General features: G+C 65.8%; 16 protein-coding genes. 8 read left to right on the forward strand and 8 right to left on the reverse strand.

From position 1 onward, the window contains the following. Window position 1 precedes the first annotated feature (1 nt). The 5 genes from coxB to K7G82_RS14485 all read left to right on the forward strand — a co-directional run bounded on the left by coxB (window position 2) and on the right by K7G82_RS14485 (window position 6,592). Complete coding sequence (gene coxB / locus K7G82_RS14465) at window positions 2-958, forward strand: cytochrome c oxidase subunit II (protein WP_222990605.1); 957 nt, start codon at window positions 2-4, stop codon at window positions 956-958. Continuing rightward, window positions 955-3,474, forward strand: a complete 2,520-nt coding sequence (locus K7G82_RS14470; protein WP_222990606.1) for a cbb3-type cytochrome c oxidase subunit I — start codon at window positions 955-957, stop codon at window positions 3,472-3,474. Before coxB ends, K7G82_RS14470 begins: the two co-directional genes overlap by 4 nt. Next, window positions 3,471-3,755 (forward strand): hypothetical protein, encoded by a 285-nt coding sequence (locus K7G82_RS14475; RefSeq protein WP_222990607.1) that lies wholly within the window; start codon window positions 3,471-3,473, stop codon window positions 3,753-3,755. The genes K7G82_RS14470 and K7G82_RS14475 overlap by 4 nt, the downstream gene beginning before the upstream one ends. 204 nt (window positions 3,756-3,959) lie before the next feature. Continuing rightward, the gene (locus K7G82_RS30035) at window positions 3,960-4,910 is read left to right on the forward strand and encodes a PAS domain-containing protein (protein ID WP_222990608.1); all 951 of its coding nucleotides are present in this window, start codon (window positions 3,960-3,962) and stop codon (window positions 4,908-4,910) included. Beyond that, window positions 4,835-6,592 (forward strand): ATP-binding protein, encoded by a 1,758-nt coding sequence (locus tag K7G82_RS14485; RefSeq protein WP_222990609.1) that lies wholly within the window; start codon window positions 4,835-4,837, stop codon window positions 6,590-6,592. The genes K7G82_RS30035 and K7G82_RS14485 overlap by 76 nt, the downstream gene beginning before the upstream one ends. Window positions 6,593-6,653: 61 nt before the next feature. On the opposite strand, the gene K7G82_RS14490 is transcribed toward K7G82_RS14485, so the two are convergent. Continuing rightward, the gene (locus K7G82_RS14490; protein ID WP_222990610.1) at window positions 6,654-7,175 is read right to left on the reverse strand and encodes a TetR/AcrR family transcriptional regulator; all 522 of its coding nucleotides are present in this window, start codon (window positions 7,173-7,175) and stop codon (window positions 6,654-6,656) included. Between the two features lie 134 nt (window positions 7,176-7,309). Here K7G82_RS14490 and K7G82_RS14495 point away from each other — a divergent pair, with 134 nt between their 5' ends. Genes K7G82_RS14495 through K7G82_RS14505 form a run of 3 tightly spaced genes read left to right on the forward strand, consistent with a single transcriptional unit; the run spans window position 7,310 to window position 12,222 of the window. Continuing rightward, window positions 7,310-8,569: a cytochrome P450 gene (locus K7G82_RS14495; protein WP_222990611.1), complete on the forward strand. Its 1,260-nt coding sequence runs from the start codon at window positions 7,310-7,312 to the stop codon at window positions 8,567-8,569. A 60-nt stretch (window positions 8,570-8,629) separates the two neighbouring features. After that, window positions 8,630-11,008, forward strand: coding sequence for a membrane-bound PQQ-dependent dehydrogenase, glucose/quinate/shikimate family (locus K7G82_RS14500; protein WP_222990612.1), 2,379 nt, complete (start codon window positions 8,630-8,632; stop codon window positions 11,006-11,008). Then, window positions 11,005-12,222, forward strand: a complete 1,218-nt coding sequence (locus K7G82_RS14505; RefSeq protein ID WP_222990613.1) for an aminotransferase-like domain-containing protein — start codon at window positions 11,005-11,007, stop codon at window positions 12,220-12,222. The genes K7G82_RS14500 and K7G82_RS14505 overlap by 4 nt, the downstream gene beginning before the upstream one ends. 175 nt (window positions 12,223-12,397) lie before the next feature. Here the strand turns inward: K7G82_RS14505 and K7G82_RS14510 are convergent, their stop codons facing one another. The 7 genes from K7G82_RS14510 to K7G82_RS14540 all read right to left on the reverse strand — a co-directional run bounded on the left by K7G82_RS14510 (window position 12,398) and on the right by K7G82_RS14540 (window position 19,993). Then, the gene (locus K7G82_RS14510; protein ID WP_222990614.1) at window positions 12,398-12,754 is read right to left on the reverse strand and encodes a RidA family protein; all 357 of its coding nucleotides are present in this window, start codon (window positions 12,752-12,754) and stop codon (window positions 12,398-12,400) included. 15 nt (window positions 12,755-12,769) lie between these two features. Then, complete coding sequence (locus tag K7G82_RS14515; RefSeq protein WP_222990615.1) at window positions 12,770-15,172, reverse strand: TonB-dependent receptor; 2,403 nt, start codon at window positions 15,170-15,172, stop codon at window positions 12,770-12,772. Between the two features lie 63 nt (window positions 15,173-15,235). Further along, on the reverse strand, window positions 15,236-15,997 hold the full coding sequence (locus tag K7G82_RS14520) for an SDR family NAD(P)-dependent oxidoreductase (protein ID WP_222990616.1): 762 nt from the start codon (window positions 15,995-15,997) through the stop codon (window positions 15,236-15,238). Continuing rightward, window positions 15,994-16,575, reverse strand: a complete 582-nt coding sequence (locus K7G82_RS14525) for a nuclear transport factor 2 family protein (protein ID WP_222990617.1) — start codon at window positions 16,573-16,575, stop codon at window positions 15,994-15,996. The genes K7G82_RS14520 and K7G82_RS14525 overlap by 4 nt, the downstream gene beginning before the upstream one ends. Before the next feature lie 23 nt (window positions 16,576-16,598). Further along, window positions 16,599-17,342, reverse strand: coding sequence for an SDR family NAD(P)-dependent oxidoreductase (locus tag K7G82_RS14530; RefSeq protein ID WP_222990618.1), 744 nt, complete (start codon window positions 17,340-17,342; stop codon window positions 16,599-16,601). Window positions 17,343-17,500: 158 nt separating this feature from the next. Then, window positions 17,501-18,694 (reverse strand): MFS transporter, encoded by a 1,194-nt coding sequence (locus tag K7G82_RS14535; protein WP_222990619.1) that lies wholly within the window; start codon window positions 18,692-18,694, stop codon window positions 17,501-17,503. A gap of 69 nt (window positions 18,695-18,763) precedes the next feature. Continuing rightward, complete coding sequence (locus K7G82_RS14540) at window positions 18,764-19,993, reverse strand: acyl-CoA dehydrogenase family protein (RefSeq protein WP_222990620.1); 1,230 nt, start codon at window positions 19,991-19,993, stop codon at window positions 18,764-18,766.

Here is a 19,993-nt window from a genome sequence, read left to right on the forward strand (position 1 = left end):
GATGAACGCCGACCGCCTTGCCCGCGCGCTGTCCGGCTGGCCGCCGCCGGTACTCGATCCCGCAGGTCCGTATTCCGAACCGGTGACGCGGCTCGCCTGGGCGCTACTGCTCGGCGGGTTCGGGGTGCTCGCGGTCGTGATCGCCGCACTTGCGATCGCCATCTGGGGCGGCCCGGCGCTCAAACGCCGGCTGGGCGGCGATCGCGCGATCTGGATCGGCGGTTTCGCCTTTCCTGTGATCGTTCTGACCGCCCTGCTGATCTGGGGACTGACATTGACCAGCCGGCTTTCGGCAACCGATCCGATCGCGGGCGAAATGCGCGTGCAGGTGACGGGCGAGATGTGGTGGTGGCGCGTCGCCTATCTCGATGAGAGCGGGCGCGAACGCATCCGCGACGCCAACGAACTGCATATCCCGGTCGGTCGGCCCGTAATGATCGAGCTGGCATCGGCGGATGTCGTCCACAGCTTCTGGATCCCGCGCCTCGGCGGCAAGATGGATATGATCCCCGGCCGCACCAACCGGTTGCGCATCCAGGCCGATGCGCCGGGCGTTTATGCCGGCCAATGCGCCGAATATTGCGGCGGCCCGCATGCGCTGATGGGCTTTGTGGTGATCGCGCATACGCCCGCGGATTTCGTGCGCTGGCAAGCTGGACGAACCGCGCCCGCTCGTCCGCCGGAAAGCGCCGGCCGGCGGTTGTTCGAGCAACGCGGCTGCGCCGCATGCCATACGGTCGGCGGCACCGCCGCCAACGGCCTTGCCGGGCCCGATCTCAGCCATATCGCGTCACGTCGTTCGCTGGGCGCGGGCATCCTGCCTAATGACCGCCCAACGCTCAGCCGCTGGATCGCCGACAGCCAGGCGTTGAAGCCCGGCAATCGCATGCCCGCCTATCGACAGCTACCCGCCGACGAACTTCGCGCAATCACCGATTATATGGGCAGCCTGAAGTGAAGTCGGAAACCGGCTTCGACCACGCGCTCTACGATCGCTTCCCCACGAAGGAGGCGCGTCCGAACGGCGAGGTGGAGGAACTGGAGCGGATCTGGTGCGCGCCCAGGGGCTGGCAATATCTGACCGTCGTCAACAACAATTATGTCGGCGTCTATTATCTCGGCACCGCATTCCTGTTCTTCCTGCTGGCGGGCGCGCTTGCGCTGCTGATGCGCGTCCAGCTCGCCGCGCCCTTGCTCGAGATACTGCCGCAGGGCACGTACAACCAGGTCTTCACCATGCACGGCACGGTGATGATGTTCCTGTTCGCGGTGCCGGCCGTCGAGGCCGCCGGCGTGCTGCTGCTGCCGCAGATGCTTGCCGCGCGCGACCTGCCTTTCCCCCGCCTCTCCGCCTATGCCTTCTGGGCCTATGCCGTGGGCGGGCTCTGCTTCTTCGCCTCGCTCTTTATCGGGCTGGCCCCGGACGGGGGGTGGTTCATGTATCCGCCGCTGACGTCCAAGGCCTATTCGCCCGGGATCAACACCGATTTCTGGCTGCTTGGCATCGGTTTCATCGAGATTTCCGCTATCGCCGGCGCCATCGAGATCATCGTCGGCGTGCTGCGCACGCGCGCGCCGAACATGAGCCTCGACCGGATGCCGATCTTCGCCTGGGCGATGCTGGTGTTCGCGGGGATGATCATCATCGCATTTCCCAGCGTGATCCTCGCCACATTGCTGCTCGAGATCGAGCGTGCATTCAATTGGCCCTTCTTCGACGCGACGCGCGGCGGAGACCCGGTGTTGTGGCAGCATCTCTTCTGGTTCTTCGGTCACCCGGAGGTCTACATCATCTTCCTGCCCGCGGCCGGGATGCTCTCGATGATCGTCGCATCCGTCTCGCGCGCCGAGCTGGTCGGCTATCGCCTGATCGTGCTCGCCATGCTGGCGACGGGCTTCATCAGCTTCGGCGTCTGGGCGCATCACATGTTCGCGATCGGCATGCCCCCGATGTCGAACGGCTTCTTTTCCGCCGCGTCGATGGCGGTGAGCGTGCCCGCCGGCATCCAGGTCTTCTCGTGGATCGCGACGATCGCGGTCGGCCGGCGCAGTTTCTCCACGCCCGCGCTGTTCGTGATCGGTTCATTGCTGGTGTTCGTGACCGGCGGCCTCACCGGCGTGATGGTCGCGATGGTGCCTTTCGACTGGCAGGCGCATGACAGCTATTTCATCGTCGCCCATCTCCATTACGTGCTGATCGGCGGCATGGTCTTCCCGCTTTTCGCCGCCTTTTATTACTGGATCCCCATGGTCTCGAAGCGGGCACTGTCCGAGCGGCTCGGCCGCTGGATCTTCGCGCTGATGTTCATCGGCATGAACATCGCCTTCATGCCGATGCACCTGGCCGGGCTGATGGGCATGCCGCGCCGGGTCTATACCTATCTTCCCGATCGCGGCTGGGATCTGCCGAACCTGATCTCCACTTTCGGTGCCTTCGTGCTTGCGGCCGGCGTGCTGCTGTTCGTGATCGACCTGATCCGCAATTTCCGACCCGCCCCGGCAGAGGGCAATGCCGGCAACGTCTATGGCGGTGGAACGCTCGAATGGCTGCCGAGCGCGCTCTATTCGACGCGCTCGATCCCCGTCATCCACAGCCGCGAGCCGCTCTGGGACCAGCCGGGCATTTGCGACGATGTCGCGGCAGGCCGCTATTTCCTGCCGCGATCCGCGACCGGCAAGCGCGAGACGATCGTGACCAGCCCGTTGCTGGCCGAGCCGCAATATCTGCAGATCATGCCGGGGCCATCCGTCTGGCCGTTCGCGGCCGCCATATTCACCGCCGGATTCTTCCTGGCGCTCACCGTACAGGCCTATGTCTTCGGCGTCGCCAGCGGCGTATTCGCCACGCTCGCCACCTTGCGCTGGCTTTGGGAGACCGATCGGCCGGTTAAGGAGAAGAGCGTCGATATCGGCGCAGGCATCCGCGTGCCCACCTATGTCACAGGACCGAGCAGCCATGGCTGGTGGGCGATGATCGTGCTGATCGTGGTGATGGGCATGATCTTCCTGATGGCGATTTTCTCGTTGCTCTACCTGATGGGCAATCAGCGCGACTATTGGGTGGAACCGCCCGATGTCGCCGATGGCGTGGCGGTTTACGCGCTCCACGTCACCGCCATTGCCTCCGCGATGCTCTCGCGACCGGTGCTCGGGCGATCCGCAGCGGGGGCGGCACTGCTACTGGGTGCGGCAGTGGTGTCCACCGGCTGGGCGAGCTGGACCGACTGGGGCGGCTGGCGCGCGATCCTGGCGCCGCAGGACAGCGGGCAGGCCGCGACGGTCCACGCACTGCTGGCGCTCCACGCCGCCCTTGTCGCGATCGGGCTTTTGATGGCGGGCTTTGTCGGTGCCAAGGCGGCGGCGGGCGCGCTTGCCCGGCCGCGCAGCAACACCGTCGACCTCGCCGCGCTCTTCATCAGCTATGCGGCATTACAAGGGTTTGCCGGCAGCCTGATCGCACGGCTGGCTGGATGAAGGGCGGCTGGTTCCTGCTGCTCGGCGGCCTCATCATATGGGCCGCGCATTTTCTGGCGCTTTACGTGATCGGTGAGGCGCTGGGTTTAATCGGACCGGCCCGACTGGCGATCGTCGCTCTCACCCTGATCGCGCTGGCCGCCAATATCCTCATTGTCCGGTCGGCCCTGCGCATCACACTCGATACCGATTTCGATCGCTGGCGGCGATCGACCATCTTGACGCAGGCGTTCCTGTCCGCGGTCGCAATCGTCTGGCAGTCATTGCCGGCTCTCTTGTGAAGCCATTGACGGCCGATTGCGTCGGGCCCTGACGCCGGTTGGGGCCACGCGCTTATAAAATAGGCGATTTTCGAATTTCCTCGGGACTTTTTGCGGTCATGGAACGTTTGCGCGGATTACACGCGCAAAACGGGGGAGGCCGCACTGTCGGATATCGCATTGGAGCCGGTCGAACGACCGGATTTCCTCGACACACCCGGGGAGATGGCAGGGCGGATCGCGACATTCGACTGGGGCATGACCGGTCTTGGCGCGCCCATGGCCTGGCCGCAAAGCCTCAAGACGATCACGAGCTTTCTGCTGCGTTCGCCGATCCCGATCGTCCTGCTCTGGGGCGAGGACGGCATCATGATCTACAACGACGCCTATTCGATATTCGCCGGAACCCGACACCCCCGGTTGCTCGGCAGCAGGGTGCGCGAGGGGTGGCCCGAAGTCGCCGATTTCAACGACAATGTCATGAAGGTCGGTCTTGCTGGCGGGACGCTTTCCTATCGCGACCAGGAACTGACGCTCGACCGTCACGGCAAGCCCGCTCGGGCGTGGATGAACCTCGATTATTCACCCGTCATCGATGAAAGCGGCAAGCCCGGCGGCGTGATCGCGATTGTCGTCGATACGACCGACCGGGTGCTTGCGGAACGCAGCCGTGAAGCGAGTGCCAGACGCCAGCGCCAGCAATTCGAGCAGGCCCCCGGCTTCATCATCGTGATGGAAGGCCCGGCTCATGTCGTCGAGTTCGTCAACGACGCGCATCGCGAAGTATTCGGGAGCCACGACTGGGTCGGCAAATCGATCCGCCACGCCTTTCCCAGCATCGAGGGCCAGGGATTCTTCGAGCAGCTCGACACAGTCTACGCATCCGGTCAGCAGGCGGAGTTCACCGCGTCGCCGGTCACCTACAGCCGCACCCCCGGCGAACCGCCCGAGACACGCTATCTCACCTTCATCTATGCGCCGATCTTCGACGATGATGGCGCGGTGTCCGGCATCTTCTGCGACGGCTTCGACGTTACCGAACAGCAGCGCGCGGTCGCGGCCTTCGAGAGCAGACCCGCCGGCTCGAGACGCTCAACCGGATGGGCGAAGCGGTCGGCACCGGGCTCGAAACCCAGCGCATCGTGCAGCTGGTCACCGATGCGGGCGTCGAGCTGAGCGGAGCCCAGTTCGGCGCATTTTTCTACAATGTGATCGACGCCAGCGGCGAGAGCTACATGCTCTTCACCATTTCGGGCGTCGATCGTTCCGAATTCGAGAAATTCCCGATGCCGCGCAACACCGCGGTGTTTGCGCCGACCTTCGGCGGTGAAGGCGTCGTGCGCTCCGACGATATCACCCAGGATCCCCGCTACGGCCACAACACGCCGCGAAAGGGCATGCCGGAGGGGCATCTTCCGGTCAGATCCTATCTCGCCGTCCCCGTGATCTCGCGTTCGGGAGAGGTGATCGGCGGGCTGTTCTTCGGCCATACAGAGCCCGCCCGGTTCAACGCGCGGCATGAAGATCTGCTCGTCGGTATCGCCGGGCAGGCGGCGATCGCGCTCGACAATGCCCGGCTGTTCGAGGCCGCCCAGCGAGAAATAGGGGACCGCGAACAGGCCGAAGCGGCACTGCGCGAACTCAACCAGTCGCTCGAGGAGCGCGTGTCCCAGGCGATCAGCGAGCGCGAGGACGCGCAGGAGGCGCTGCGCCAGGCGCAGAAAATGGAATCGATCGGCCAGCTGACCGGCGGCATCGCGCACGATTTCAACAATCTCCTGACCATCATCCTGGGCAATATCGATGCGGCGCGCCGGCATGTCGGCGAGAGCGGCGAGGCACGGATCAAGCGGGCGCTCACAAATGCCCAGACGGGCGCGGAACGCGCGGCGACGCTCACCCAGAGGCTGCTCGCCTTCTCCCGCCGCCAGCCGCTCAAACCCAGTCCGATCGAACCCAATCGACTTGTGGGTGGAATGTCCGACCTGCTTCACCGCACACTCGGCGAAACGGTCGAACTCGAGACCGTGCTTGCAGCCGGGGTCTGGCGGGTCGAGGCCGACCCCAACCAGCTTGAAAGCGCTATCCTCAACCTGGCAGTGAACGCGCGCGACGCCATGCCGGGTGGGGGCAAGGTCACCATCGAGACCTCCAATGCGCATCTCGATGCCGATTATGCGGCTCGCAACGCCGGGTCGGTCCCCGGCCAATATGTCGCCTTTTGCGTGTCGGACACCGGCACCGGCATGGATGAGGCGACGCTCGAGCGCGTGTTCGAGCCTTTCTTCACCACCAAGGAAGTCGGTCGCGGGACCGGCCTGGGCCTGTCGATGGTCTATGGTTTCGTCAAACAGTCGGGCGGACATATCAAGATCTATTCCGAACCCGGCCATGGCACGACAGTGCGCATCTATCTGCCGCGCTACCTCGGCATCATCGAACCCGAACATGAGCAGGCCGGAGCAGAAGCCCCCGAAGGATCACCCGACGAAACGGTGCTGGTGTGCGAGGACGATGACGATGTCCGGGCGTATACCGTCGAGGTCCTGCGCGAACTCGGCTACCGCGTGCTCGAAGCGCATGACGGCGCGTCGGCGCTTCGGCTGCTCGAACGGCAGGAGGGCAAGGTCGACCTGCTGTTCACCGACGTCGTGCTTCCCGGCGGGATGACGGGCGCGGTTGTGGCTGCGGAAGCCGTCAAGATACGGCCCGGGCTGAAGGTGCTGTTCACGACCGGCTATGCGCGCAACGCCATCGTCCATCACGGACGCCTCGATCCCGGCGTCGAACTGATCACCAAGCCGTTCTCTCTCACCGATCTGGCGGCGCGAATTCGCGACATGCTTGATCACGGATAAATGCGTTGGAACGATCGACGATGCCGTTGTCATCAGGGAATCCCCTTCATCCGCCGGCCTTTCAGGCGAGGAGGACCGCCCGAACGATCTGACGATATCGGCTCTGCTCCCCCGGGTCCGGCATTCGGCGGGCGAGATGGCCGAGAAGCGTCAGGGCGGCCTCCACGTGAACCTTCGCCTGCTGCAGCGTCAGTTCCGGCCGCGCCCGGCAAAGCTGGGTGGCCCAGCGCAGCACCAGTCCCCGCCGGATCTCCTCGAGTCGCGCCTGATCGGTCTCGTCCATTTCATGGATCGTTCCCTGGAGCAGGCCGATGACTGTCCCCTCCCGCAGCGCATGATCGGCCATCAGATCGGCCATGGCCGCCACCGCGTCGCCGTCTTCAATCGACGCCATCATGGTCTTCAGCGCTTCGTTCGCGTCGGCCACCGCCGCCTCCAGCAGAGCGACGAGCAATTCGGTCTTGCGCTTGAAATAACGGTAGATGCCCGGTCCGCTGATGCCCGACGCCATGGCGATCGCATCGATGCTCGCCGCGGCATAGCCGCGTTCCCGGAACATCTGGGCGGCGGCTGACAGGATCATCGCCCGCCGCGCCTCAGGCGCCAGCCGCGTCCTTCGCCTGCCCGTATCCGAATCCGTCTCAGCGTCCACCAGAGCCCTCTAGCATCGCATGCCGAAAAACGCTAGTGAACGATCGTTAATTAGGAGACGATCCCATGACCGCGCCCCTCGCCCGCCCGCTGGCAGACCCCGCATGTTTCGATCCGGACCGGTTCGCCAGCCACGGCTACCCGCATGATATCTGGACGAAGATGCGCGCCGACCGGCCGGTGGCCTGGCATGACGACGGGGTGCGCGAGCCGTTCTGGGCGATCACCCGCTATGCGGAGATCACCGCGATCGGGAAGGACAGCGACAATTTCATCAGCAGCCCCGGCGTCACGATCCTGCGCAAGGATCAGATGGTTGCGGACAACACCCCGCGGGTACCGCTGATGCTGACGATGGACCCGCCCGAGCATCACAAGAACCGGATGATCCTGCGCGAACGCTTCAAGCCCAGCGTGATGCGCGCGCTGGAGGAACATATCATCGCACGCTGCGGCGAGATCGCCGACGATGTCGCCGCAGCGCGCGTCGCGGCGGCACAGGGCGACGACGTGATCGACTTTGTCGACGCGATCGCGATGCGCCTGCCGCTCGACGTCATCCTGGAACTGCTCGGCGTTCCCACCGACGATCGCGACCAGATGTATCTGTGGAGCAATGCGGTGATCGGCAGCGAGGATCCCGAATATGGCAGCGTGGACCTGCCGCGCGAGGCGATCGTCGCCGCGCAGCAGGCGATGTTCGGCTATTTCGCGCGCTTCATCGCGGAGCGGCGCAAGGCGCCGCGCGAGGATCTGGTGAGCCTGCTGGTCGAGGCGCGGATCGATGGCACGCCGCTCAACGACATGGAGATACTCGGCTTCTGCTTCCTGCTCGCGATCGCCGGCAACGAGACGACACGCAACGCGACCAGCGGCGCGATGCTGGCGCTGATCGAGCATCCCGAAGCGCGGCGCACATTGACGCAGGATCCGTCGATCATGACGCCCGCGGTCGAGGAACTGCTGCGCTGGGTGACCCCGATCGTCTATATGGCGCGCACCGCGACGCGCGACATCGAGATCGGCGGCCAGACCGTCCTGGCGGGCGAGAAGGTCGTGCTGTTCTATCCTTCCGCCAATCGCGACGAGACCGTCTTCGAAAACCCCTTCTCGCTCGATTTCGCGCGGCGCCCGAACCGTCACCTGACCTTCGGCTTCGGCCGGCATAGCTGCCTCGGCAACGATCTCGCCCGCATCGAGTTGCGCGCGGTGCTCAACGAGATCCTGACGAGATTCCCGGGAATCGAACTCGCCGGACCGGTCAGCCGGCTCCGCTCCAACTTCGTCGGCGGCATCAAGCACATGCCGATCCGCCTGGAGCCCTGAGGGCTCGACAAACCCCTCCGCATCCTATTACATTAAAGATTACAAGGATAGGAGGGGCTCATGCGGCGGATCGTCGCATATCTGGCGTGCGCGCTCGCGGGATTGCTGCTTGCGGGTATCGGCGCGGTGCTGGGCTGGTGGGGCGTGCGCCTCGCCGCGCTCGGCGGTTCGCCCTATTATGCGGTGGCGGGACCGGCGCTGCTGATCGCCGGCATCGCAGTCCTGTTGCGGCGACGCTGGGGCTATTGGCTCTATCTCACGACAACCCTAGCGACACTGATCTGGGCGGTATGGGAAGTCGGCCTCGACCGCTGGGGGCTGATGGCCCGCCTGCTCGCCCCTACCCTGCTGTTGATCATACTGACATTGCTCGCACCTTTGCTCAGGCCGGCACGCTTCGAGAAGTGCCGGATCGGCAGCCGCGCGCTGTTGGGCTTCGCGCTCGTCCAGCTCGTCATCCTAGGCGGTGCATGGTTCGCCGTCCGCGACCTGCCCCCGTCGGCCAGGGGCGATGCGGCCGAGGTCGCGGGCGTCACCGACGGCATCTGGCCCAGCTATGGCGGCGACTGGAAAGGCGATCATTTCAGCCCGCTGGGTCAGATCACGCCGGCCAATGCGGCGCGGATGGAACATGCCTGGACCTATCGGGTCGGCGGGCTCGACGATCTCGGCACCAACAGCCGCTTCACCGCCACGCCGCTCGCGGTCGACGACACGCTTTATCTCTGCGATCCGCGCAACATCATCGTCGCGCTCGATGCGACGACCGGCAAACAGCGCTGGCGGCACGATCCGAAGGTCGTCGCGTCCAAGGCGTTTTCGGTGGTGTGCCGCGGTGTCGCGCATCATCGCTCTCCGGATGCGGGCCGGTGCGCCTCGCGCATCCTCGAAGCGACGCTCGACGCGCGGCTGATCGCGGTCGACGCGCGCGATGGAACGCCCTGCCCCGGCTTCGGCGAAGCGGGTGCCGTCGATCTGCGCCAGGGCGTGCAGCCTCGCTTCGACGGCTATTATTACGTCACCTCGCCGCCGACGATCATCGGCGACCTCGCGGTGCTCGGCGGCTATGTCATCGACAATCAGCGAGTCGATGCGCCGCACAGCGTGATCCGCGCCTATGACGTGCGCAGCGGCGCGCTGCGCTGGGTGTGGGATGCCGGCGCCCCGCCGGGCAAGCCGCCCGCGCAACCGGGCGAGATGTTCTCCGCGGGCAATCCCAATGCCTGGACGGCGTTCAGCGCGGACCCGGCGCTCGGGCTGGTCTATGTGCCGACGGGCAACAGTTCGCCCGACTTCTTCGGCGGCCTGCGAACGCCCGCCGCCGAGCGCTACGGCACTTCGATCGTCGCGCTCGACGCGGCGAGCGGTACGGTGCGCTGGTCGTTCCAGACCGTCCATCACGATCTGTGGGATTACGACATGCCGGCACAGCCAGCGCTGGTCGATCTCGGCGGCGGCGGCGCCGCGGTGCCGGCGCTGGTGGCGACCGGCAAGACCGGCGAGGTCTTCCTGCTCGATCGCCGCGACGGGCGCCCGATCGCGCCGGTCGAGGAACGCACCGTACCGCGCTCCACCACGCCCGGCGAACGCAGCGCGCCGACCCAGCCCTATTCGGTCGGCATGCCCAGCTTCGCGCCGCCCCTCATCGAGGAGCGCGCGCTCTGGGGGGCGACACCGATCGACATGCTGTTGTGCCGGCTGCGCTTCCGCGAGCTTCATTATGAAGGCGCCTATACACCGCCATCGGTGAAGCCCTGGCTGCTCTCGCCCGGCACCTTCGGCACGATCAACTGGGGCGGCGTTGCGATCGACCGGATGCGCGGGCTAATGATCGTCAACAGCTCGTCCATGCCGTTCGTCGGCCAGCTCGTCCCGCGCGCCGAAGCCGATGCCGAGGGCGCCGCGCCTTTCGACCCGGAGTCGAAACGGCCGATGCGTCCGGCAAAAGGCCAGCCCATGCCGCCCATGGCGATGCAGGGCACGCCGTTCGGACTGCGGCTGATGCCGTTCCTGTCGCCGATCGGCTTCCCCTGCGCCGCGCCGCCCTGGGGCGAGATCGCCGCGATCGACCTGAACAGTCGCAAACTCACCTGGCGCCGCCCCTTCGGCACCACCAGGGGGCTGGACCCGTTCGGCCTGGCGCTGCCCACCGGCATCTTCAATCTTGGCGGGGCCGTGACCACCGCAGGCGGCGTCACCTTCATCGGCGCCGCGACAGACGGCTATCTCCGCGCGATCGAAACCGCCACCGGCCGGGAATTGTGGCGCGCGCTGCTACCCGCCGGCGGGCAGGCGACGCCGATCAGCTATTCCGCGCGCGACGGCCGCCAGATGGTCGCGATCGTCGCCGGCGGCCACGGATCGCTCAGAACCCCGCGCGGCGATTATGTCGTCGCCTATTCGCTTCCCCGCAACCAGATCAGAAGGACGACGCCGTGACCGATTGGAACAGCCTGTACGCATCGCGCATGGACGGCGTCGTCGCATCCGACATACGTGAGCGGATGAAGCTGCTCGCGGCGCGCGAGATCATCCATCTCGGCGGTGGCCTGCCCGATCCCGAGATCTTCCCCTATGACGCGCTGTCGGCTGCCTCGCAGGCGATCTGGGCCGACCGGGCGCTGGCGCGCACCGCGCTGCAATATGCGCCGAGCGAAGGCCATGGCCCGCTGCGCACCTGGATCGCGGAGTATCTGACGCGCACCGGATCGCCATGCGGCGTCGACAACATCCTCATCACCAACGGGTCGCAGCAGGGCCTGGATTTCATCGCCAAGCTGCTATTGTCGCCGGGCGACACAGCGATGGTCGAGATCCCCAGCTTCATCGGCGCGCTACGTGCCTTCGACGCCTATCAGCCCCGCTATCTCGGCCTGCCGGAAGATGCGGACGACTGGCGGGCGGAGACGCTTTCCGGCGCCAAATTCTGCTATGTCGGCCCCGATTTCCGTAACCCGACCGGCACCACCATGACGCTGGACGAGCGCAACGCGCTGCTCGACCTTGCGGATACGACCGGCATGGCGCTGGTCGAGGACGGTTGCTACGAGCAGCTCCGCTACGATGGCGCGCCGATCCCCTCGCTCCTGTCGCTCGCCATCGCGCGCCACGGTGATATCGAGAAGATCCCCGTCCTCCAGACCGGCACTTTCTCGAAGACCATCGCGCCATCCTTGCGGGTGGGCTGGATCGCCGGACCGGCCGACGCGATCCGCAAACTCGTCCTGATCAAGCAGGCCAGCGATCTCGCGACAAGCGCACTCAACCAGATGCTGCTGCTCGAGGTGGTGAAGACGCACCTCGATGCGTCCATCGCCGAAGCCTGCACCGTCTACCGCGCACGCCGGGATTCCATGCTGAAGGCGCTGGCGGACAATATGCCCGAAGCCGTGCGCTGGACGATGCCGGAAGGGGGACTGTACGTCTGGGTCGAACTGCCAGACCATATGGACGCGACCGTGTTCGCGCAGCGCGCATTGGCCGAACATTCGGTATCGATCATCTCGGGCGCGGCCTTCTACCCGGCCGGCGCAAGCAACGTCGCGGTCAGGCGCAACACCTTCCGCCTGAGCTTCTCGATGATCGGCGCGGATCCCGCGCGGACGGGCGTGGAGAGACTGGGCGTTCTGGTGCGGGAGATGGCGGTGGTATAACCGTCATTGCGCGCCCTTCGGCTGCCCTCCAGGGCGGGTACTCAGGATGAACTTCGATCCTGCGGATCGAAGCGCGGCAATCCAGGGGCGCATCAACCGCCGGATTGGCCGGCCTGTGGCCGCCTCCGGCCCGCCGCTATGCTTCTCGCAACGACGAAAACAGAGACGAGGATCCTCAATCCACCGCCGCGGTCACCGCGATCTCCAGCGCGTAGAGCGGCGAGGCCAACCCGACCTGCAGCGTGGTGCGGGTCGGTGCGCAGCCGGGAACGATCCACGGGTCCCAGGCCGTATTGAGTTCGGGCAAAACCGCCATGTCTGGCAGATATATCGTCGCGGTCAGCAGGCGCGACCGGTCGCTCCCCGCCTCGATCAGCAACGCGTCGATGCGTTCGAGCACCTCGCGCACCTGGTCGGCGACGGCGCCGCCGCGATGATCGATCGCGACCTGGCCCGAGAGATAGGCGACGCCGCCGTGCACGACGGCGCCACTCATCCGGGGATTGGCCGCCAGACGTTTGATTTCAGCCATTCCCGATAGTCTCCCTTAAAACGAGTAGCGCAGCGATGCGCCGTACATGCGCGGCTCGTTATAGATGCGCTGGTTGATGCCGAGGCTGGAATTGATCAGCGACGCGCCGCCGATCTTGTACGTCGTGTTGGCCAGGTTGGTGACGAAAACCGCCAGGTCGAACCGGCTGCCCCCGACCTTGCTCCAGTCGACATGCAGGTCGATCGTGTCGGTCGCCGACTGGCGGCTCTCGCCGTCATAGACGTTCGCGCCGCTCGGCAGGGTGATGAACGGCACCAGGCCCAGGATCACCGAGCTCTTGTGTGCCCAGTTGGCCGACAGCTCGACCTGTCCGATCGTGTCGGGCAACGGCAGGGTGTAGCGCGCATTGACGTTCAGCTTGTGCTTCGGCGTGAACGGGAAGATGCGGCCGCCCTGCTCCGTCGGCGCGTTGGTGACCGGATCGCGTCGCGAATAGTCGAGGAACGCACCGTATTTCGCCTTTGTATAGGCATAGGCGACCATGACGTTGAACGCGCTGCTCGGCGCGATCGTCACCTCGGCCTCCATGCCCTTGATCTTGGCCGACGCGGCATTGACCAGCGCGCTGACATTCGCGGTGCCGACGCCGAAGGTCTGGTTGAGCTGCGCGTCGTCGAGCCATTGATGATAGGCCGCCACATTGGTGCGGACGCGCCAGTCGCCCAGCCGGAAGTCCGACTTGAGCCCGACTTCGACGTCGCGGATCGTCTCGGGCTGGTACGAGAAAAGCGAGATGGCGTTGGGGATCGGCGGATTGGCCAGCAGCACTGGCGCGGCGAGCGGATTGGTGCCGCCCGCGCGATAGCTCTGCCGATGCGCGACATAGATCATCGTGTCGTCGGAGACCTTGTAGTCGAGCCCGATCGTATAGGCGTCGCTGCTCGCCTTCGCCTCGAACGACGCGCGGCAGGGATCGGCCTGAGCGGGATTGGCGATCACGGTCCCGGTCTGCCCCGTCACGCAGCGGCCGCTGGTCACCTGGTACAGCGTCAGCGCGCGCTTGTCCTGGGTCCAGCGATAGCCGGCCGATGCGGTGAGCCCTTCGAGCCCGCCGCCGAACGCATAGCTGACATTGCCGAACACCGCGCGCGAGGTATCGTCGATATACTGGTTCGCGTCGGTCACCGACCCGAAGACCGAGGTCTGGTGCGAATAGTTGGCGGCGGGCGTATCGAGATCGGCGGCGAAGAAACCGACGATGTATTTCAGCCGGTCGTCCAATGCCTGGCCCTGGAACTGCACCTCGTCGGAGATCTGGCGGATATTGAGGCCCCAGGGCTGGTCGGCGTCGCGGGCGTTGCACGACGCGGCGGTCGCGCAGGTATCGAAGTGTAGGATGGTCAGCGCCGAGCCGTCATAGTCGAAGCGGTTGAGCTGCTTGAACCGGCGATAGCCGAAGATGTTCTTGAAGGTCAGCCCGTCGGCGATCTCGATCGTGGTGATGTTCGAGATGCCGAACGACCGTTTCCGGTCGATACCGTCGACATTGCTGTAGGTGACGCGCGGGCCCGCCGCATTCTGCTGCGCCAGCGCCGCCTGTACGGTCCCGGCGAACAATGTCGGGATCAGCGCGGACGGATTGACCGCCGCCAGGATGTTCGAGCTGCCATTGGTCGTCGAGCGGAAGATGTCCGCGACCAGGATGTTCGAGACGCCGTCGACCGGTTCCCAGAGCAGCGAGGTCCGGCCGCTGAAGAAGCTGCGATCGTCCTGATATTTGCGCGTGGTGGCGTTGTAGGTGAAGCCGTCGCGCTTCAGCGCCTTTGCGGAGAAACGGACGCTCAGCGTGCCCGTGATCGGGATGTTGATCGCGCCCTCGATCCCGCGATTGTCATGATTGCCATATTCGACGCTGAGATAGCCGTTGAAATCGCTGCTCGGGCGGCGCGGCTCGAACAGCACGGCGCCACCCGTCGAGTTGCGCCCGAACAACGTGCCCTGCGGTCCTTTAAGCACCTGCACATTCTGCAGGTCGTAATAATAGCCGGGCCCGCCGCCATCGCCGATCGGCAGCGGCACCTGCGCAAAATAGGCGGGCACCGTCACCTGCTGGCCGGAGATCGAGGCGCCCGATCCGGACTGGCCGCGAATGACGTAATTCTCTTCGTCTCGGCTGCTCTGCGCGGACGTCAGCGCCGGCACGATCTTGGACAGGTCGACGGCATTGTTGATCCGCTGGGTTTCCAGCGTATCGCCGGAAAATGCCTGAACGGCGATCGGAATGTCCTGAAGCGCTTCTTCGCGGCGCCGCGCGGTGACGACGATGTCGGCGATCCCCTGATCGCTCGTCGCCCCGGCATCCTGGGCGGGTTGGCCGGCCTGCCCCTCAGCAAGGGCCGGATTCGAGAACACGCACGCCGCGGCAACGCCGCAAAGCAGATAATGCAGCTTCCTCATCGATGTCTCCCTCTCCATTGTCGCGCATTGTTCTTGTTGGTCGGGCCGCGCGTTGCCCCCGGATCATTCGTTCAGTCGTGGTGCGATCAGCCCTCCGTCGATCGGCACGGCGGCCCCGGAAATGTACGAGGCGTCGTCGGACAGCAGGAAGGCGATCGCCTTGCCGAACTCGTCGAGCCGGCCGACCCGGTCGAAATGCGACAGTTTGTCGAGATAGGCCTGGCGCTCGGGCGTGCGGCTGGGATGCGGCGGATTGCCGAGCACCACCGCGTTGACGTTCACGCCGTGGCGCGCGACTTCCTTGGAAACCGAACTGACCAGCGCATGCAGCGCCAGCTTGCCCGACGCGTAGGCCGCGCCGGACTCCTGCCCCAGCACCGCGGAGATCGAACTGACGCAGACCACCTTGCCATAGCCGCGCTGGACCATGCCGGGCAGCAATGCGTGGAGCAGCATTGCCTGGGTGAAGAAGTTCATCTCGAAGATCGCGCGGAAATGCGCGAAATCCGATTTGGCGAACTCGGCCCAGGGCGTCATCGGCGGCCCGCCGCCGGCATTGTTGGCGAGCAGGTCGACCTTGCCATGCGCTTCACTGGCTTCGGCAACGAAAGCCTGGATGAATGCCGGGTCCATCACACTGCCGAGATGGGTGGTAACGTTGACGCCATGCCCGCGCAACGCCGCCGCGCTTTCCTCCAGCCGCGCTTCATCGACATCGTTGAGCGCGAGCGCGCAACCGCCCTTGGCCAGTTCGGCGGCGGTCGCCGCACCGATCCCCCGCCCGGCGCCGGTGACCAGCGCCACCCGTCCGGCGAAGCGGCTCATGCGGCGGCCTTTGCGCGCGGGTCGGAGAACATCGGATTGGCTGCGTTGTTGGTCCAGATCTGGTGGCGGGTGAAACGCCAGTCTCCGGTCGCCCGGCTGAAGGTGAACAGATAGGTCCCTTCGTGCAGGCCATGATGCCATGCGCCATCTTCCTGGCCGACCAGCGCCATCTGATAATGGCACAGCGCCCAGGCGGACTGGTCGTCGTCGGAGATGCGGACGACCTGGGTTCCGATCAGGTGGCGGATCTCCAGCCCGACGATCTTCGACAGGTCGCGCGGCGGAGCGACGACGCCTTCGCGCCGGGGCAGCGCCGGTTTGGCGTGAAGGCCGATCAGATTGGTGCGCCCCTTGACGGTCTCGTCCAGCGTGCCGGTCATCACCCGTTCGATATTCTCGTCGTAGAGCCGTTCGAGAATGTCCCAGCCGCGGCTGTCGCACGCGAACGCATATTCGTGGATCATCTCCTGGATGCGCATCTTGTCCGACAGGAACTGGAGCTTCTCGTCGACGGTCGTGCGCGGGCGCTCGATCGCCGGCGTCAGTTCGCGCCAGCAGCTATAGGCGTCGTAAAGCACTCGTCTCTCCTCATGATCGGGGTTCAGATGGGTCCGCCGCGGCCTCCCGCGACGTTGATCAGTTCGCCGTTGATGAAGCCGGCATCCTCGCTGCACAGAAAGGCCGCGGTCGATGCGATCTCCTCCGGCTTGCCCAGCCGGCCGACCAGCGACAGTTTCGACATGAAGGCGATCTCCTGTTCGGAGCGGTTGCGCTTCATCAGCGGCGTCAGGATCGGGCCGGGCGCGATGCAGTTGGCGCGGATACTCTCAGCCGCATGATCGATCGCCAGCGAACGGGTCAGCGCGATCACGCCCCCTTTCGCGGCGACATAGGCGGGATTGCGCCCCATGCCCGTGACGCCCGCGCCCGACGCGACATTGACGATCGATCCGCCGCCCGCCGCCGCGATCGCGGGGATGGCCGCACGGCACATCAGGAAGGTGGAGGTGAGGTTGAGGCGGACCCAGAAGTCCCATTCCTCTTCGTCGAATTCGACGACAGTCTTGCCGGGCCGGCTACCGCCCACGACGTTGATCAGGAAGTGGAGGCCGCCGAAGCGCTCCTGCGCCAGCGCCACCGCGCGCGCGGCATCCGCGGCACTCGTCGCGTCGGACACCAGCGTCTCGATCCCACCGGAAACATCCTGCACGGTTTCGGCGAGCCCGGCCTCGTCGAGATCGGTCGCAACCACCTTCGCGCCGCGCTCGGCGAACAGCCTTGCGGTCGCCTGGCCGATGCCCGCGCCGGCGCCCGTGATGAGCGCGACCTTGCCCGATAGCTGCATGCGATCTCCCTCGTCGGGAGCGCGACGCCGGACGCACGAAATCGACGTGGCGAACGCGCCGCGCAGCTTTCGGCAGACCGGGAATCAGGCCCCTCATCCCTCGCGACTCTCTGGCCGCTAATATCTCTATCTCTTATATGATAGATAAGAAAAGGCAATCACCTTCTTTGGCGACGCGCCCACATGACGAACGCCGCGACGACCAATGCACCGGCCGCGAAGAGGAAGGCATTGTGGATGCCGACGACCGCGCGCAGCGGCGTCATCAGCAGCGGATTCACGAAGTCGGCGATGTAGAGCACCGTGAATTCCAGGCCCACCGCGCGCGCGCGCAGCTCGGCGGGAACGCGATTGAGCAGGATGCCGCTGATATGCGGCGGGATCATGCCCCCGCCCCCGCCCGACAGCGCCGCGCCGACCGCGAGCATCCAGATCTCGGTTGAGAAACCGATGATCGCCAGGCCCGAGGCCATCATGACGGTGAGCAGGATCTGCACCCCGCGCTCGCCGAGCCAGGCATAGAAACGGCCATAGCATCCGCCGAAGACGCCGCCGGCCAGCACGCCTGTCGCGATCACCACCGACCGGATCAGCGGGCTGTCCACCCCGTCCTCGGCCAGCAGGAAGGAAAGCTGGATGGATGTCATGAAATAGCCGACGAACAGGAACATCGCGAGCGCGTAGATCGGCCACAGGCCGACAAGCGGCGCGAGCGACACGCGCTCCCCTCCCTGCTTCGCGGTGCGCGCCACACCCTTAGGCAAGCCGCCCACCACAAGGAACAGGATGAAGAAGGCGAAGAGGTAGAGCAGGAACGGCGCACGCCATCCGCCCGTTTCGGCAAGCAGCCCCGAAAGCAATAGACCACTGACCGCGAACACCCCGGCGACCGCGCTTTGATAGCCGAGCAGCTTGGCGCGGGCGACGCCCTCGAACCAGGAGCCGACGACGACGCCGATCGCCGTGCCGATCTGCGCGACGAAGAAGCCCAGCATGAAGCGCGACGCCAGCAAAAGACCCAGGCTTTCGATGAAATAGCCACTGACGCCCATGATGCCATAGCTGAGCAGCGCACCGATCAGCACCGGCCGCGGGCCCCAGCGTTCGACCGAGAAGCCGCCGGCGATGCCGCCGAATATGACGCCGATCGCGGGCATGGTCAGAATCATCTGCGCGGCGAAGGCCCCGCCGGTCGCGCCGCCGAAATGCTCGGCCATCGAGGGAAGGACAGGGCCGAGCGCCGCGAACATGAGCGCCATCAGCGGCGCGCCCCCGACCAGCACCGCGCGCGACGCGCCGCCGCGCCACCCCGTGGGAATGCCGACAAAGGCCGGCTGCATGCGCGCGTCCATAAACTCTCCCTCTTTCTTATATATCTTTGATATTATCTCTCCGCCGTCGAGATGAAAGCGCTAAATGGTTCAGGCTGCGCGGGCACGGCGATATTCGAGCCGGGCGATGGCGCGGTTGTGGACCTCGTCGGGACCATCGGCGAGGCGGAGGGTCCGCGCCAGCGCATAGGCGGCGGCGAGCGGAAAATCGTCGCACACCCCCGCCCCGCCATGCGCCTGGATTGCGTCGTCGATCACCTTCAGCGCCAGCCGCGGCCCCGCCACCTTGATCATCGCGATCTCGAGCTGGGCCACCTTGTTGCCGACCTTGTCCATCATGTCCGCCGCCTTCAGGCACAGCAGGCGCGTCATCTCGATCTCGGTCCGCGCCTCGGCGACGCGCTGTTCCCAGATCGAATGATCCGCGATCCTCTTGCCGAACGCCTCGCGGGTCAGCAGCCGCGCGAGCATCGCATCGAGCGCCATCTCCGCCAGCCCGATCGCACGCATGCAGTGATGGATCCGTCCCGGCCCAAGCCGGCCCTGCGCGACCTCGAAGCCGCGCCCCTCGCCCAGCACGATGCTGGCGACGGGCACGCGAGCGTTCTCGAACACGACCTCGCAATGACCATGCGGCGCGTCGTCGAATCCGAAGACCGGCAACGACCGGCCGATGGTCACGCCCGGCGTGTCGACCGGCACCAGGATCTGGCTGTGCCGCGCATGGCGCTCGGCATCGGGATCGCTCACCCCCAGCACGATCATCAGCTTGCAGCGCGGATCGCCGGCGCCCGAGATCCACCATTTGCGGCCGTTGATCACATAGTCGTCGCCCTGCCGCTCGATCCGCGTCGCGATATTGGTCGCGTCCGAACTGGCGACGCCGGGCTCGGTCATCGCGAAGGCGGAGCGGATCTCCCCGGCCATCAGCGGCGCAAGCCAGCGCGCCTTCTGTTCCGGCGTCCCATAGCGATGGAGCACCTCCATATTGCCGGTGTCGGGCGCGGAGCAGTTGAATATCTCGGACGCCCAGGGGATCCGGCCCATCTCTTCCGCGCAGGGCGCATATTCGAGGTTGGTCAGCCCCGCGCCGCGATAATCGTCGGCATCATGCGCCGAAGGCGGCAGGAACAGGTTCCACAGCCCCTCGGCGCGCGCCTGTTGCTTGAGTTCCTCGATCACCGGCAGCACGCGCCAGCGCGTCTGTCCTTCGGCGAGTTCGGCATGATAGCGCGCCTGCGCGGGCACGACATGAGCAGCCATGAATGCGCGGATACGATCACGCCAATATGTCTGCCGCTCCGAATAGGTGAAATCCAT

It is taken from the genome of Sphingomonas colocasiae, from assembly GCF_019880585.1.
In the GTDB taxonomy this organism is placed as follows: Bacteria; Pseudomonadota; Alphaproteobacteria; order Sphingomonadales; family Sphingomonadaceae; genus Sphingobium_A; species Sphingobium_A colocasiae.